Origin of the sequence: Kordia sp. (genome assembly GCF_022447245.1) — a bacterium.
GTDB lineage: Bacteria > Bacteroidota > Bacteroidia > Flavobacteriales > Flavobacteriaceae > Kordia.
The window spans coordinates 96,621-112,786 of record NZ_JAKVBC010000007.1 but is presented as its reverse complement, the minus strand read 5'-3'; the positions used below and the strand labels follow the sequence as shown (position 1 = coordinate 112,786).

The following is a 16,166-nucleotide window of genomic DNA, read 5'->3' as shown; positions in this document are numbered from 1 at the left end:
GTTTCTTTTATTCTTTCTAGTGATGTGCTTCTTCAACAGCCATTCCGATGAATAATGCTGTTAGGAACGTAAATATGTATGCTTGTACAAAGGCTACTACAAATTCTAATATCATAATAAAGATTGCCAATAGCATAGATGGTGTTCCTGCCCATTGGAAAATGAATATTAATGATACTAAACTTAAGATGATAATGTGTCCTGCAGTAATGTTTGCAAATAAACGAATCATTAATGCGAACGGCTTTGTAAAGATTCCAACAAATTCAATTGGTGCTAAAATTAACTTCATTGGTGTTGGTACTCCTGGCATCCAAAAGATGTGCTTCCAGTAATGTGCGTTACCACTAAAGTTAACAATTAATAATGTTAATACTGCTAACACCATTGTTGTTGCGATGTTTCCAGTAAGGTTTGCTCCAGTTGGCACTAATCCTAATAAGTTGTTTATCCAAATAAAGAAGAACAACGTTAGTAAGTATGGTACATATTTCATGTACTTTTTCTCGTTGATTAGTGACTTTGCGATATCGTCTCTTACAAAAAGAATTAATGGCTCCATTAGTCCAGTAAATCCTGTTGGAACTTTTGATTTTTTGTATGATCTCGCAATTCTTGTGAATACTAATAAAATGATGATGATAGACAAGAACATAGAAGCTACATTCTTAGTGATAGAAAAGTCTAGTGGCTTAACACCATTTGTGATGTGATGTTCTGCATCTGTTTTCACAGAAGTTTCACCTGGATTTAATTGGTAAATTTTTCCGTGATTTCTAACGAAGTTCATTCCATTTTTAGTCACGATGTGATGACCTGTATCATCATGATGGAATTCACTTGACATAAAAGTTACAAGACCATTGTCTGTATATAATATTACTGGTAGTGGAATGGAAACTGAGTTTTCACCTTCTCCCCATAAATGCCATTCGTGTGAATCAGCAATATGATGCATGATCATTTCTACTACATTAAATTCTTTTTCTTCTCCCTCTTTTGTGTTTCCACCTGCTGTTGCGAATAGAGGTAATGCAAAAAGCACTGCTAGAATTAGATTCTTGATAGATTTTTTAGCTATCATATTTATTGTATTATATATAAATATATGGTTCCTAAATTTCGGTGCAAAGGTAAGTTTTTAATTAACAATACAACGTTAATAACTATTTTTTTTTTGATTCCCTGAAAAGTTTTTTTTGAGCAGTCTTTGGAAGCCCTTTATTTTTCGTTGATTAGCTTTAAAACATAGTATGCTTCAAAGGCAAGATAGCAGAAATATGGAATGAAAAATGCAAGTACATTTTCAATATTAAAGTAGTCTTTGTTGTTAAAATATGGCAATAAAAATAAAATTCCTGCAAGCATTTTTAAAAAACTTCCTCCCAAAAATACCAAGGCGGCTTTGTCTTTGAAAATGGTTTTTATATACGCTACTCCTATGTATAGTACTAAGGTTATGAGGAATAGAAAAAGATGAATGCTCCACGGATTGTAGTAAAATTTTGTATCTACAAATGCAAATGTGTTTAACAATTGATGAATCGCGAAAAGCAATATCGCAAAAATGGAAAAGTGCGTAAGGAATTTGAGTACGTTTTGTTTCACCCTTTTAATCTTTATTGAATTTTTTGAGCTGTCGTATGACTTGCCATATAGACAAACTTACGAATACTAGCGAACATACAACGGTAAAAAGTTTGTGTTTGTTAGGATATTTTTCATCAAGCCACATTCCTAAATACACACCGAGACCAATGACAACGGCCATTTGAAATGCTATTCCTGTGAACCTCACATAGCTTTTAAGCGGTTTTGTCGGCTTTTTTTTCGTCACTTGCTTTGAGTTCTTTGATTCCTGTTTTCATTGTACAGGTAGCATTAAACGTTGCGCCTGGCTCAATTGATAGCTTGCTCACCGTTACGTCACCTTCAATAATAGCAGAGCTTTTTAAGGTAAGTAGATTTGTAACTACTAAATCTCCTTTAAATTTTCCTTGAATGTCTGCATTGGCACAAGTTACTTTCCCTGTAATTATACCGCTTTGACCAATTACAATTTTCCCTGTAGTTTCTACACTACCATCTAATTTTCCATCAATTCTAAAATCAGATTTTGAGACGACTTCACCTTTGATGCTTGTTGATTTTCCTATTCGATTTGACTGTCCGCGTGTGGTTTCGCCGTTGCGGCCTTTTTTTGATTCTGAAAACATGGCTTTGGTTAATTTGAGGGATTATATGTTATTTTATATTGTTTGGGCTATTTGATTTGGTCTATGTTTTTGTGAATTTGTACTGTTTGATAATTTTTAGCAGACATGATAATGTTTGGCTTTTCAACTTTGTATGGCAGTCCTGTTTCCAATAAATCTTCTACAGTTACTGCGGCTAACTTCGTTTTGAAACCATGAATTACTACAAATTTTTGACTTCTGTCATATACATCTCTAGAAATAGAAAGCGAATTATACCCTTTGTCTTCCATCATTTTATTGATGGTTTTTTCGAGTTCATCCATTGCTTCGGTTTCATTTTTCTGAAATGCATAAATAATTTTGAAACTCGTAGACTCATCATCTTTCATCACCGCTTTGTTGGCTATTTTTGGCAAAGAAGTATTGATGATTTGCTGAGCTCGTTTTCCTTCATCATCATTGGGGTAGTTAAGCGCAACGTAATTGAGTGCATCTTTGTACGCATTGAAACCGTCTAATCGACCAATGATGATGGCTTTGAGCATTTCAAATTTAGGCACGATTTCTTCTCCAGTAAATTGTCGAATGTATTTTTCAGTGTCATTTAAAGCTGCTTCAAAGTCCTGTGTTGCAAACCTTTTATAGGTTTTAGCATATAAACTTTCAGGGCTATTTTCGTCGGAAGCAATGACATCTTGCGGATTGCGTAATATTTGCGCATAACGACTGTCGCCGTGATTGTTTAAAATATCATTTTTCCATTGTTCGGCTTTACTTGGTTGCTCTAGTAATGCATAAATTTTGTGCAGATTGTACTTTGATGGAAGAATTAATTTTTCTTCTGGATTGTTCTGTAATAATTGCTCCAATCGACTAGCAGCCAATTCGTATTCTTTGAATTTTTCCTTGTAGATTAATCCCAATTGGTAATACGCAAAGTTGCGTTCTTTCCCAATACTGTCAATTACTTTTTCGTCTGTTGGAATTTTAGCTGTGTAAAAAGCTACTGAATACGCATCTTCTTTTCCTTTATCACCTGTTCCTTCAGCTACACCAGCTTCTGCGCTTGTTTTTACAACCACATTTTTTTCAAACAAACGCCAATTGTCTTCTAAAGCACGATTGCCCCAACGTTTACGGAATTCGTTTTTACCATAGGCAACCGTTGTTTGATTGTAAAAGTAGAATTCATCATTGCCGCCTCTTGGACCTTTATTATTTCTGCTTGAAGCAAATTCGTTATCAGCAAAGCTCTGTTTTTGCTCTTCTAATTTTTTCTTTTCTTCTTCCGCCTTTTTTAATTTGTCAATATAATCTTGAAAATACGCCGTACGCTCTTCTTCTGAGAAATTTACCAATTGTAAAATACTGTCATTTACTTTGGCAACATCTTCATAGGCAATTACATCCTCTAAATTGGCTCTTTTCTTTTCAATTCTTCTGAATTTGCGTGTGTTTTTTTCTAGATTCAACAAAGTACTATCGTAGTATTTCCCTGCATCTTTGAAGTTGGCATCATCGAAACGTAAGGCTGCAATATTTTCATAATCTAATGCTTTTAAAAACCTGTCTGTTCTTACTTTACGGATAGATTTGTTGAAATACTCTTCCGCCAATTCTAAAGAGTCTTCCGCTAAATGATATTCAGCTAATTGTCGGTAAATTTTATCTAAAAATGGTCTGTTTTCACGATCTTCAGCTAAATCAGTCAACATTTCCAAAAATTCTTCTTTGTTGATTGTATCTAAATCTGTGTTCCTTATTTGTTGAATTTTAGCATTGATCATGTACACACGAGGCGATTTTCTATTCAACGCAATTACTTTATCAAAAGCAATATTAGCGCTGTCTTTGTGACCTAATTCGTTAAATAATTGTCCAATAATGTAATTGTAACGACCTTGTTCTTCACGAATTTTAGTAGAAGAAGCTGCACGTTTTAAAACTTGTACAGCACTGTCTTTATGTTTAAGATTGATATATGCCTGTCCTAATACTGCATTAGCATCTGCATATTCTTGATCTTCTAATTTTTCAAACTTTATAAGTCTTTTCAAATTAGCAATCGCAAATTCTTCATTTTCTAAACGAAGATGTGTTTTTTCACGCCAAATTTTTGTTTGGTTGATTTTATCACTATCGGGATATTCTCCAATTGTATAATTAAATGCTTCTAAAGCAGGAATAAATCGCTGATCAAAATAACGAGCTTTTCCTAGAAGTAAGTATGCTTCGTCCATTTGCGGATTTCGCTGACGACCACTGATATCCATGGAATGCTTCTGAATTGCTTTTACAGCTTTTTCTTCTGCTTTTTTGAAGTTTGGATTTTTTCCGCCTTGACCTGGAAGCGTTAAATCGTCTAATATTTCCATACGTTCTAGAGGAAGAATTTCCCAATAGTTGTCAATATAAGCATTCATTAAAGCTTCTCTTCCTTCTTCAAAGGCAACTTTTCCGTTGAATAATACATTGTATTTTGTAGTGACAGAATGGAAATTTCTGTTAATGAATGTATCTTTTTTGGTAGAACAGCTAAAGAGTAAAATCCCTAATACTGTTACTATTACCGATGTATATATTGTTTTTTTCAAGGTGGATCTATTTAGTATTTCTAAAACTAAAATTTGATGCATTTAGTATACGGAAAGGTAAAAATACATTTCTTTTTGAAAAATTTGGTAAAATCTGTCATAAACTCGTGTTTTTTGGGCTTTTTGACACATAGATATTACTACAAACGACTAAGAATATCTATATATGAGAATCTTTAAAGGAAAAATAGTAGGGTTTGTTTTTAAAATCAAAATTATATTATTCTAACATCTCCTTTAAGGGAAAACTATACCGCTACGCTAGATTTTCACTTTTAAAATGTATGCCATTACCGTAACTAATTGATTTTGTGGTTTTTTAACTTAGAACATCAACTAAAAAAAACCAGAAAATCATGAAAAAACTTAGTTACATTTTTGCGCTATTACTATTTGTAGTTTTGGCCTGTCAGACAGATACTGTCGATGCAGAAGCATTTGAGAATGAATCTATTGAACTTAAACGCTCAGCTACAGTTGGAGTTTTTAACCCAATTCCCACAAAATTTAAAGGCAACCCTGAAAGGTATGTTCAAATGCAAGTGAATACGATTGCAAAAGGAGATCCTGTTCGCTATGGATGTGTTACTTTTGTTGATGGTTTAGCTATTATTGACGAAGATTGCACAATTACAAGTGGTGTTCCAGAGGATTATGAAGATTGTGACTTAAAAGGTGTTCGTATAATTACTTGTGGAGTGAATCCGTATAACCCACTTTGCACCATTTGTGCTGTAGCCTATATTTTAGAATGTGATGGTGAGCTTGGTTGGGTTCTTGGTTATAGTATTATTTGTGCTATTGGGCCAATTGAAATTCCTTTACCTATCCCTTTTTAAAAACTTGTATTTTAAACAGGTTTTCATAAAACATGTAAATGTAAAAGCTTCTTTTTTAAAGTAGCTAAAAAAGAAGCTTTTACATTTAAACAAATAGATTTATTTTCCTATTTGATCGCTATTTTCTTCACTATCTTTTTGCCTTTCGTTTCTAAATGCAATAAATACAATCCACTATGTAACATTTTTGTGCTTATAGACATAAAATCAGCCTCTTTGTATACAGAATGAAAAACTTGTATTCCTGAAAGTGTATGTATTTTCACCTCCATCACAGGATAAAAAATACCAAGTTCAATATTTATATAATCTCTTGCGGGATTTGGAAATATGGAGATTTGATTGTTTAAAAATATTTCATCATTGCTTAGTGTAGGATTTTCGTAAACTCTTACGTGTCCTGAATTATTACCATTTCCATCATTATTTGGAGCACCAACAGCTAGTAAAAAACCATTGTTACTTAGGTCGACAGCACCTCGAAGTGTAGAAAAATCTTGAATGTTTTCTCCAATAATATCCGAACCTATTTGTGTCCAAGTATTATTAATATTCTCAAACATTTGTGTTTTTCCTCTGATTGAATTAGCACCACTGGCTCCAACAGCCAAAATAGTACCATCTCCATTCAGGCTGACAGCACTTCCTAAGTTATCACCAGAAGCACTTCCAAAAATATCGTCTCCTATTTGTGCCCAACCTGTCGGACTTGAACTTGTAGGACGATTATAAATTTTGACTTGCCCTACTCCACTACCGTTGCTCTCATATCCTTTTGCTCCAATCGCCAACATTGTACCATCGTAGTTTAAACTAAGGGAACAACCGAATTCATCCCCAGAGTTATCTCCTTCGATCGTTGGTAATGTCTGCCAAAAAGTGCTGGTACTGTGAAGTCTTCGGTATGTTCTTACAGTTCCTCTACTTGTGACCAAGCTAGGCCATTGCAATGCACCAGCTGCTATAATTGAGCCATCATAATTAATACTTAAGGCACTTCCAAAATATTCTTGTTCTTCAACACCGTCTATTTCTCTTCTTAATACCCAAGAATCGTTTATATTTTCATAAATTTTTATACGACCTTCTCCTTCACTAATTCCTAAAGCTCCTGCTTTTGGAGCACCAACAACTAAAATATTACCATTGTGACTAATAGCAACATCATATCCGAATAAGTCGCTTTGTGAATCTCCAAATATAGTATTCATAAGTGTCCAGTTTCCGTTATCAAATTTGAATACACGGACTAATCCAGCATTATTTCCGTTATCATCATTAGTAGGGTAACCAACTACTAACATAGATCCGTCTCCATTCAAATCAATAGAAAAACCTGCTTGATCACCTGCGATTTCACCATTAATATCATTTCCTAATTGACTCCAACCAGCTCCGTTATATTGAAAAACTTTAACTTCTCCTGATCCATTTGCTGTATCACTATTACTAGAGGCACCTACAGCCATAATTGTTCCGTCAGCATTTAAGCTAACTGATGCTCCAAATTTATCTCCGGCATTTTCGCCATCTATATCACTTCCTAATTGCGACCATTGCGCCATGCCCAATACAGGCAATATTAGCATGAAATGCAGTATTCTTTTACTCATAGTATTATTCAATAATTTTTTCTGATGATGATTATTTGAAATTTTAATTTTGACATTTCAAATGTATACAGAAGCCAAACCAAACTACTAATATTCAGTCGTTTAGTTTTGATTTGACATAAAAAAGTGACCGTTTAAAAATACCCTGGTGTGAATTCATGGTTTTTTGTGATGGTTTTTTTGCTAAAAAATCAATTTATTTAACTCCTCAACGTAAGATCCACTCACAGGAAGTTTTTCATTATTGATAAAAACCTCTTTATTGTTTTTTGCAGTTACTTTATCTATACGAACAACATATGAACGATGAATTCTAATATATTCTAACGGATCTGGAGTACTTTCTATAAATAATCCTATTTGCGTGCGAATGATGTAGTTTTTTGTATCCGTAACAAGTTCTATATAATTCCCTGAAGATTTTACAAATAGAATGGTATTTGTTTTGATGCGAATTTCTTTTCCAGTTTCTTTAAAGGTGAAGTATTTTTCCTTGCCTCTTATCTTTTTTACCATCAATCGTAATAATTCGCTAATGATATATCTGTTGTAGGATAGAATTCTGTATTTAAAAAACAGATAAATTAAGATAATGAAAGAGAGTACTGATAAAAACATAAACCATATTCTTTGCCATATAGGTGCATAAATAAATACAGGAACTTCTATGATATCAAGCTTTTTATCTTTTTCGGAAGTTAAAGCGATTAATTTAAAAGTATATTTTCCTGGTGGCAAAGAGGAATACGTTATAGTTCTATTAGTTCCGTAATACCATTTACCGTCTAATCCATCTAAAGTGTGTACATACATAAGTTCATTTGCATGTTTAAACGATACGCCTTCCACCTCAAATGTCAGCCTATTTTCCGTATGGGAAAGATTTGTTAATTGTTCTAAAGAAGCTATACTATCATTTATGCTGATATGTTTGATTCTTAAGAAATATGAATTCAACTTTTTGGGCTGACTAAAAAGAGATTTAGGCATGTAGACCAGTCCATTTTTTGAAGCAACCCAGACTGTATCATTTATCACTTCTACATCACTAATACCACCATTTAAGAGTCCTTTTGAGCTTTTTATTCCTGTAATTTCGTAAGTTCCGTCTTCTGTAAATTTAATTTTATTCAAGCCAGAATTTGTACATACCCAAAGTTCACTTTCATTTTCCACATACAATTCATTAATGATATTACTAAACAAGCCTTCTGCCTTGCCAATTGTTTCTACTTGTTTTGTTTTTTCATTATAGATGATTACACCAGCTCCCAAAGTTCCGAAATAAACTTCATTTCGTTTTAGATTTACATCAATGTCATCAATTCTGTTTTTAAACACCGAATTTAATGATACCATTGATGATTTTTTTTTGCCTTTTATGATATATGCTCCTGTATGACCTCCTACATACATGGTAGTTTCTGTTAAACAAGCATCCTCAACCCTAAAAAATGTATTTATTTCATAAGTACTGTTGTTCTTTGTATCAACTTCAACAACGGAAACGTTAGTCGCTTTTAAGATTTTCTGAGCAATAGGTTCCGATAGTTTTAATATATGGCCAGAACTAGAAGAAAAGATTTTTTTTCCTCTAGTATCTTTCTTATAAAATGTTTCTCCCGCATTTACATATAAAATACTGTCTTTAGTATCATATTCTACAAATGCTTGAATATGTCTAGGCGACTTATATTCGAGAGAAGCATTATATTCAAAAGATGTTTTGTTATCAGGGTTAATTTTTAACACATCTCCATTATCACATCCAATATAGAGCTCATCAGTATTTGATTTTGTGATAGAGGTAATAGACGTATCGACTAAAGCATTTATTTGTTTTATTTGAGGTTCTTTTATATAATACACTCCTGAATATAGTGTAGAAAACCAATATCCTCCTTCATTATCTATCAAACAATCACTTATTGACTTCCCTTGTAAGAATTGCTTTTTTATTTCTCCTTTACTATCATATATAATTCCACCTCCAAAATGATAACCAACAAAAAAATGATCTCCTTTTAATGCTCTTATACCAATCGGATTGTATTCATTTTCTATTTTGGTCAGTATATTTCCTTGCTTATCAACCACAAAAACACTGTTTTCATTTGTAAATACGATGTGTTTTTTATCTTTTAGTGGAGTTGCAAGATTAAAAATAGCACCAGAGGTTTTATAAGTCAGCGTGTTATTTTTTCGTGTATTATTAATCGTATCATAATGAAACCCTATAGCATCATGAGCAAATTGCTCAATTGTAAAATGGACTGAAGCATCTTTTTTTAGGTAAGGTTTTTTTATCACATTTCCATTTTTTGAGATGATGAGTTTTCCTAGTATTGCCTCACTTCCTAAATACAAATTCCCATCTTCATCAAACTGAAGGCTTTTAATATGATACTTATCCGAATTCAGTTCTTTTTGAATTACCGCATTGTATGGATAAGGCTTAAATCCACTTGTATCATTCCTAAAAGAAAATAACTCATTGTCTATGGTTGCCCCATATACTGTTCCATCTTTTTGAACATAAAAATCTAAAATTACATTGTTTAAAATACCATCTTCTACACCATATTTTTTGATTTCATATCCATTATAGTTCGCTAAACCTCTATCGGTAGCAAACCAAATGATTCCGTTATCATCCTGATACAAATCGTATACTTGCAAACTTGGCAAACCATCAATACAACCAAACTTTTTATAAATGTAGTCTTGAGCCAATGCTATATTACTAAATAAAATTAGTATCCAATACAATTTTGTTACGTTCATTTAATCGTAAATTTTATAGTTTTTATGATTAAAGCAATAACAAAATAATACTCGCTATTATGAGAATTTAGTTATTGTTTAAGCACTTTGCATGACAACTAATTTATTAGTAAGGCCACTAAAAATTAAGAATTCATGCTGATCTTTTATAAAAGATCACAACATATTAAAAAGACTAAAACCCAGATTTTGAATTTCCTCAAAAATATGGGTTTTAGTTTTCTTGTTAAAAGAATGCTTAAGCTATTCTTCTTCAAATGTTGTTATATCTGATCCCGCAAAGAAGGTTTCTAATTCTTTTAAGGTAGCTTCAGAGGTTTCAATATCTTTGACAACTTCACCTTTGTTGAGCACTACAATTCGATCAGAAACTTCGGTAACATGCATTAAATCGTGGCTCGATACTAGTACAGTTACTTGATTGTCTTCCGAGAGCTTTTTGATGATTCCTTTGAGTCGGATTTGCGTAGTTGGATCTAAGTTTGCAAAAGGTTCATCTAAGATGATGATTTCAGGATTTCCAATAAAGGAGGCTACAATTCCTGCTTTTTTCTGGTTTCCTTTACTAAGGTCACGCAAGTATTTTTTCTGGTTGAGAACTTCTCCGTGAAAGAAATCTTCAAACTGGGCTAGTAAAGCGTCTACATCTGCTTTGTTTTGTCCACGCAAATCTCCAATGAAGTAAAAATATTCTTCTGGAGTTAGGTACCCAATTAAGAAACTTTCGTCAATAAATGAAGATGTAAATGGTTTCCAATCTTCACTTTCATGAACTTTGATTCCTTTACTACTAATGTATCCGGTTGTTGGTTGAATTAGGTCTAACAACAAACTAAAAAGTGTTGTTTTTCCTGCTCCATTATTCCCTACCAAACCAAAACTTTGTCCTTTTGGAATGTCTAAACTACCTATTTTAAGAACTGTATTTTGTCCGTATGTTTTTGATATATCTCGTACTTTGATCATTTTAATGCTTTTTGTGTGTTATTATTTTTCGTCGAATGCTGCCACGGTTTTATATTTCCCTTTTTGATATACTTTTTCTATTTGCGTCAAGAAATAGTTTCTAAATACCAATCCAACTACACCACTTAGTGCTAGTGTGATGATTCCTGCATTTAAATTGTAATCTGTAAAATAGTAAGGCACATAAAAAAGTAGTACTGGTAATAGTAATTTTGGCAATGCAATCAACAATTGCGTAGGATTGAATCCTTGCGTGTTACTAAATGCTTTTGCTTTTTCGTTGAGTTTTATAGGAACTCTATTTAAAGCTCCTCCGAATAGCGTTACAAACGAGTTGATTCCGATATTGAACGATGCTCCTGCCGCAATCATAGCATATTTATCCCAACCAAAGTATATGTAAGGTGTACTTAAGACAAAAGAAATCACTACAGCAATCACCATTAAGTACCATTTAGATTCTAAGTATTTACGGTATGGAATGTTTTGACTCATCATCATTTTGTAATGTTCGCTATCCCAAGACGGTACCAATTGCCCGAAAGAGAACAGGAATCCCGCTGTAATGAAGATAGACGCAAAAGCTAAGAATCCTGGCATATCTTCATAGGTTTTTTGCGTAAAGAATAGTACTCCGTAAAACAAGAATAATCCTGACATGAATAGTACTTGTCGTGGTCGTTTGTTTCGCCAAATCATACGCACATCGTTTTTTAAGAATGTAGCGAGTGATCCAAAACGGTTTAACCAAGAAAGATCTGATGTGTTGACTTCTTTTACTTTTTTAGAAATAGCACTGTCTAAGTAGAAACGACTATTTAGATACTTAAAGTTTAAGTAGTATAAAATTGCTAGTATGACTATTGGTATTGCAATATAGTATGGATTTGCATACAATTCGCCAAACACAATTCCCGAAGGTATTGACACATTGTAGACACCAAAATATTGCATACTTGCTGAGGTAACAAGTGCCGTTGCTACAATATAAAATACCGTATTGCTTTTGTTTACTAAAATATTTAAGAAGTTCAGTGCTAATGTGATAACGACAATAGAAAGCAACCAAAATATTACATTTAACGGTGGATATCCTTGTGTCAATAGTGTTACACAGTATGGTATGAATACCAATAAAGGCAATAGGTTGAAGAATGAAAGCACCGTTTTTCCTAACAAAAAGTGAATGATTGTTTTCTGTTTGATAGGAATGATCATGAGTGGCTTAATATTCATTACTGGCATTTGTTGCATGAAATAGCGCAGCATTAAATCGGCAAAAAACCAAAAAATGATAAAACTATTTACTACGTGCATTGGGTCGATTCCGGGGATCAGTTTTTGGATTCCAAAGAATAATCCCATACCTGCAAATATTGCCATACCTCCAATATAGGCGGCAGCTATGAACAGCAATACTTTAATGGCGACTCCTTTTTGGAAAGAGGAAGAACGAATAAATTCTTTCCATTGTAAGCTTATGAATTTTTTAATCATTGTAGTGAGTTAATTAGTTGTCATGGTTAGTATCGGTTTTTTAAATTTGTTACATAGATAAGTTCTTTTTTATGGATTTCCCTTTTATAAATATGCTTACTTAGCAATCTTTAAGTTAGGTTTTATCTGGAACTCATGAATATTTTTCATACTTGCTTTCTATTTACCTATCTATAATTTTTAACTTCTTTTTGCACTTTAATATAGTCTGTATTTCGGTGGCACTCATTTTTTTTAGTTGTAATTTATTAGTAAATCGCTTTAAAAGCCTTTGGGTATTGTTTATTTTTGCACAATAATTCGCGCAAAGCGATCATTTTTATTTAAAAAATCCCAAAATGTCAGATTTTCGTCAGTTAGAAGTACGTCATATTGTTAGAGAAACTCCAAGCGCTGTGAGTGTTGAGTTTCATGTTCCAGAAGCATTGCAACCTTCTTATTCTTTTAAAGCAGGACAATATGTTACCTTAAAAACCACTATTAATGGTGAAGAAGTTCGCAGAGCGTATTCGTTATGTGCCGCACCAAAGGAGAATAAACTTCGCGTAGCTATAAAAGAAGTAGCAGGAGGAAAATTTTCAACCTATGCGAATAGAACTTTGACCGAAGGAACTGTATTAGATATACATTCTCCAGAAGGGAATTTTGTGTATACACCTTCTACGCACACTGGAGCTATTGCGCTTTTTGCTGCTGGAAGTGGAATTACTCCAATGATGAGTATTTTGAAAACAGCTTTGGACTACGGAAATACGGTGGCTTTGTTGTATGGAAATAAATCTCCAGAAGAAACTATTTTTCATGACGAATTGATCGCATTAGCAAATCAGTATCCAAACTTTTATTTGAAGTTTGCCTATAGTCAAGCACGTGCAGAAGATGCATTAGCAGGACGTATTGACAGTACTGCTGTGAATTATGTGATAAAGAATCAGATGAAAGATGCAGATTTTAAGCATTATTATATTTGCGGACCAGAAGCCATGATTCAGACTGTTTCTGAAACACTACAAAATAATGATATTTCAAAAGAAGCTATTTATTTTGAATTGTTTACTTCTTCTTCTGAAACTAATGCAGCAGCTGAAGAAGTTTCTGGAAAGTCAACGATTTCTATTACGGTTGATGATGAAGATTTTACCTTTGAAATGGACGCTAGCGAAACTATTTTAGATGCCGCTTTAAAGCAAAAGATTGATGCTCCATATTCTTGTCAAGGTGGAATTTGCAGCAGTTGTATTGCTAGAATTGTAGATGGAAAAGCTGTAATGGAGAAAAATCAGATTTTAACCGATAGCGAAATTGAAGATGGTATGATTTTAACATGTCAGGCACATCCAACAACAGCTACGATTAAGATTGATTATGATGATATTTGATATGATAGGTGTTCAGTCTTAGGCACAAGGTCTTAGTTAAAATATGAGATTACTTTATCGCAACACCTACACTTTTCAAGATAAAATATCCTTTACTTGTTGCTCTAAATCGAAGATTCCTTTGAACTTTTTGAGAGATAGTTCTTTTTCTAATTTTTTTAGCCCTTGGATGATTTCGAATATAAGCTCTGTAGGTTCTGCTTCATATCCAAACATATTTTGATCGAACTCAGTTCCTATCAAAAGTCCATCATTTTCCATTCCTAAACACCAATTTTCAAGAAAATCTGTCAATTGAATTTGTTGAGTTTTATACGATTTCCATTCTCCTTTTATGCATGATTTTACACGCGCTTTTTCAGCCCAAAAACAGATCATTTCCACTGGGTTTCCATCTACATCATCATAATGATTGGAACTTGTAGTTGCAAAACCTTTCCTATTTTTGAGCGCAGACACAATTTCTGTTGTACAGACTGTTGAGATAAATTTCGTATGTCGTTGCTTTATTAATGCTGAATCTTGAAACATACTTCTACTGAATAAATTATTTTTCTATCACTGCTACAATTTTCTCAAAAACTGCTTCTGGTGTAATGGTTTGCATGACATTTTCATATCCTTCTGGATATTTGTTTCCGTAGATGGATGTTGGCAATAGCGGATACTGCTCTCTGTCTGCTAGTAAGGCATTTTCTTGAGGTTGTCCAAATGGGTAAAATCCTGCATACGGATGTGTAACTCCCCAAATTGTGACCACTTTTTTTCCAAACATTGCTGCTAAATGCGCATTTCCTGAGTCCATAGAAAGCATTACATCTAGATTAGAAATTAGGTTTAATTCTTCTTCAAAAGAAAATAAGCCTGCACCATTGACAACATTGTCGTAATTATTTTCCCAAGCTACCAATTGTTCTTTATCTGCTGGCCCGCCAAATAAAACAACTTTGTACTTTTTTGCTTCACTTAGTTTGGAAATTACAGCTTCCATTTGCGTAGCAGGATATGTTTTTCCATCAAAAGCAGCAAAAGGTGCTATCCCAACTAGTTTTTTTGTTGTTTTACCTATGAATAAAGCAACCTTTTTGGTGATTTTTAGCTGCGATAATACATCTTCTTTGGAAGGATTTGTTTTGTATCCTAATTGACTAAAAACATCCGCATAACGCTCATGTGTCGTTTTGAGTTGCCGGAAGATTTTATCCTTTGTTTTTGTCAAAGATTTTTTGTCGGCTCTACCTTTATCTATTTTACAGATTTTGTAACCTCCAAGTTTAAAATACGCGCCTAGAATTTTTGATCTCAATACATTGTGAAGATCGGCTACAAGATCAATATTCAGCGTTTTGAGTTCTTTGTATAACTTATATAATCCGCGAACACCTTTGTGTTTTCCTTTTACATCTGCTGTGTAAAAAGATACATTATCAATGTCTTTAAAGATGGGTTTAAAAAAAGCACGAGAGACTACCGTGATTTTTATATTTGGATAGGTACGTACCATTGCTTTTATAACTGGTACAGTCATAGCAACGTCTCCCATGGCAGAGAGACGTATGACTAAAATGTGTTTGGAAGCTTGTTCCATAGCTTGGTATACCTATGTGAGACTTCTGTTATTTGTTTTTGTTGTACAATACTGGATTTAGATCATCGTCATTGTACATTTTCATTTGCTTATAAACTTTCATGTACTTTTCTCCACTTTCAATATCAGCAATCAATTGATCTATTGCAGAAGATAAGTCTACACGTTGTTCTAACAATACATTTAATTTATTCTGACACTTAGCTTTGTGTACTTCAGAAGCATCTTTACGATCAACTTCTTCTTGCATGTGGTATATTTTTAATGCTAAAATAGACAAACGATCAATAGCCCAAGCTGGACTTTCAGAGTTGATTGTAGCTGAATCTTTAGCCTGAACATCGCTGTATTTTTGTAAAAAATAGCTATCAATATATTCTACGGTATCTGTTCTATCTTGATTAGACGCATCAATGAGTCTTTTCAATTTTAGCGCTGCTACAGGATCAATGTTTGGATCTCTAATAATGTCTTCATAATGCCATTGTACTGTATCTATCCAATTTTTTCTATAAAGTAAGTGTTCTACTTTATCTTTTGGATATGGATTTTCAAATGACTGGTCTACATCATCAATAACATGATATTTTTCAATACTATCTTGAAATATTTTATTTGCTAGATCACTAAACATAATTCTATTATTTTGATGCAAATATACGCTAATATTTGGGTTTCATGTAGGAAATAAAAAAAGCCGCTTTTCAG

14 protein-coding genes are annotated in these 16,166 nt (G+C 33.2%); 2 read left to right on the top strand and 12 right to left on the bottom strand.

The genetic code is table 11. From position 1 onward, the window contains the following. Positions 1-16: 16 nt before the first annotated feature. The 5 genes from atpB to MK119_RS06810 form a co-directional block, all read right to left on the bottom strand. Complete coding sequence (atpB, locus tag MK119_RS06830; RefSeq protein WP_290672139.1) at positions 17-1,084, bottom strand: F0F1 ATP synthase subunit A; 1,068 nt, start codon at positions 1,082-1,084, stop codon at positions 17-19. Between the two features lie 137 nt (positions 1,085-1,221). Next, positions 1,222-1,608 carry a hypothetical protein gene (locus MK119_RS06825; protein WP_290672137.1) on the bottom strand — a complete coding sequence of 129 codons (387 nt, stop codon included), beginning with the start codon at positions 1,606-1,608 and terminating at the stop codon, positions 1,222-1,224. Positions 1,609-1,612: 4 nt separating this feature from the next. Next, positions 1,613-1,798 (bottom strand): AtpZ/AtpI family protein, encoded by a 186-nt coding sequence (locus MK119_RS06820; RefSeq protein ID WP_290672135.1) that lies wholly within the window; start codon positions 1,796-1,798, stop codon positions 1,613-1,615. 7 nt (positions 1,799-1,805) lie between these two features. Next, on the bottom strand, positions 1,806-2,216 hold the full coding sequence (locus MK119_RS06815) for a polymer-forming cytoskeletal protein (RefSeq protein WP_290672133.1): 411 nt from the start codon (positions 2,214-2,216) through the stop codon (positions 1,806-1,808). Between the two features lie 47 nt (positions 2,217-2,263). Continuing rightward, positions 2,264-4,792 (bottom strand): tetratricopeptide repeat protein, encoded by a 2,529-nt coding sequence (locus tag MK119_RS06810; RefSeq protein WP_290672131.1) that lies wholly within the window; start codon positions 4,790-4,792, stop codon positions 2,264-2,266. Between the two features lie 356 nt (positions 4,793-5,148). Between MK119_RS06810 and MK119_RS06805 the strand changes: the two genes are divergently transcribed. Beyond that, entirely contained in the window at positions 5,149-5,631 is a 483-nt protein-coding gene (locus MK119_RS06805; protein ID WP_290672129.1) for a hypothetical protein, read from the top strand. Positions 5,632-5,738: 107 nt separating this feature from the next. On the opposite strand, the gene MK119_RS06800 is transcribed toward MK119_RS06805, so the two are convergent. From MK119_RS06800 to MK119_RS06785, 4 genes are all read right to left on the bottom strand, one after another. Further along, positions 5,739-7,244 carry a T9SS type A sorting domain-containing protein gene (locus MK119_RS06800; RefSeq protein ID WP_290672127.1) on the bottom strand — a complete coding sequence of 502 codons (1,506 nt, stop codon included), beginning with the start codon at positions 7,242-7,244 and terminating at the stop codon, positions 5,739-5,741. A 183-nt stretch (positions 7,245-7,427) separates the two neighbouring features. Next, positions 7,428-10,028: a LytTR family transcriptional regulator DNA-binding domain-containing protein gene (locus MK119_RS06795; protein WP_290672125.1), complete on the bottom strand. Its 2,601-nt coding sequence runs from the start codon at positions 10,026-10,028 to the stop codon at positions 7,428-7,430. 243 nt (positions 10,029-10,271) lie between these two features. Then, the gene (locus MK119_RS06790; protein ID WP_290672123.1) at positions 10,272-10,994 is read right to left on the bottom strand and encodes an ABC transporter ATP-binding protein; all 723 of its coding nucleotides are present in this window, start codon (positions 10,992-10,994) and stop codon (positions 10,272-10,274) included. 21 nt (positions 10,995-11,015) lie between these two features. Then, a complete protein-coding gene (locus MK119_RS06785) occupies positions 11,016-12,491 on the bottom strand; it encodes a DUF5687 family protein (protein WP_290672121.1) in 1,476 nt (491 codons plus the stop codon). Between the two features lie 338 nt (positions 12,492-12,829). Here MK119_RS06785 and MK119_RS06780 point away from each other — a divergent pair, with 338 nt between their 5' ends. Next, complete coding sequence (locus MK119_RS06780) at positions 12,830-13,870, top strand: ferredoxin--NADP reductase (RefSeq protein ID WP_290672119.1); 1,041 nt, start codon at positions 12,830-12,832, stop codon at positions 13,868-13,870. A gap of 75 nt (positions 13,871-13,945) precedes the next feature. Here the strand turns inward: MK119_RS06780 and MK119_RS06775 are convergent, their stop codons facing one another. From MK119_RS06775 to MK119_RS06765, 3 genes are read right to left on the bottom strand one after another with little or no spacing between them, the layout of a single operon-like run. Beyond that, positions 13,946-14,401, bottom strand: coding sequence for a DUF2750 domain-containing protein (locus MK119_RS06775; RefSeq protein ID WP_290672117.1), 456 nt, complete (start codon positions 14,399-14,401; stop codon positions 13,946-13,948). A gap of 16 nt (positions 14,402-14,417) precedes the next feature. After that, on the bottom strand, positions 14,418-15,458 hold the full coding sequence (locus MK119_RS06770; protein WP_290672115.1) for a glycosyltransferase family 9 protein: 1,041 nt from the start codon (positions 15,456-15,458) through the stop codon (positions 14,418-14,420). A gap of 28 nt (positions 15,459-15,486) precedes the next feature. Continuing rightward, positions 15,487-16,092: a DUF4254 domain-containing protein gene (locus MK119_RS06765; RefSeq protein ID WP_290672113.1), complete on the bottom strand. Its 606-nt coding sequence runs from the start codon at positions 16,090-16,092 to the stop codon at positions 15,487-15,489. Between the last annotated feature and the right edge of the window lie 74 nt (positions 16,093-16,166).

Coding starts and splice junctions, on each gene's coding strand:
- atpB (WP_290672139.1), bottom strand. CDS start 1,084: ATGATAGCTAAAAAATCTATCAAGAATCTAATTCTAGCAGTGCTTTTT.
- MK119_RS06815 (WP_290672133.1), bottom strand. CDS start 2,216: ATGTTTTCAGAATCAAAAAAAGGCCGCAACGGCGAAACCACACGCGGA.
- MK119_RS06805 (WP_290672129.1), top strand. CDS start 5,149: ATGAAAAAACTTAGTTACATTTTTGCGCTATTACTATTTGTAGTTTTG.
- MK119_RS06800 (WP_290672127.1), bottom strand. CDS start 7,244: ATGAGTAAAAGAATACTGCATTTCATGCTAATATTGCCTGTATTGGGC.
- MK119_RS06795 (WP_290672125.1), bottom strand. CDS start 10,028: ATGAACGTAACAAAATTGTATTGGATACTAATTTTATTTAGTAATATA.
- MK119_RS06790 (WP_290672123.1), bottom strand. CDS start 10,994: ATGATCAAAGTACGAGATATATCAAAAACATACGGACAAAATACAGTT.
- MK119_RS06785 (WP_290672121.1), bottom strand. CDS start 12,491: ATGATTAAAAAATTCATAAGCTTACAATGGAAAGAATTTATTCGTTCT.
- MK119_RS06780 (WP_290672119.1), top strand. CDS start 12,830: ATGTCAGATTTTCGTCAGTTAGAAGTACGTCATATTGTTAGAGAAACT.
- MK119_RS06775 (WP_290672117.1), bottom strand. CDS start 14,401: ATGTTTCAAGATTCAGCATTAATAAAGCAACGACATACGAAATTTATC.
- MK119_RS06770 (WP_290672115.1), bottom strand. CDS start 15,458: ATGGAACAAGCTTCCAAACACATTTTAGTCATACGTCTCTCTGCCATG.
- MK119_RS06765 (WP_290672113.1), bottom strand. CDS start 16,092: ATGTTTAGTGATCTAGCAAATAAAATATTTCAAGATAGTATTGAAAAA.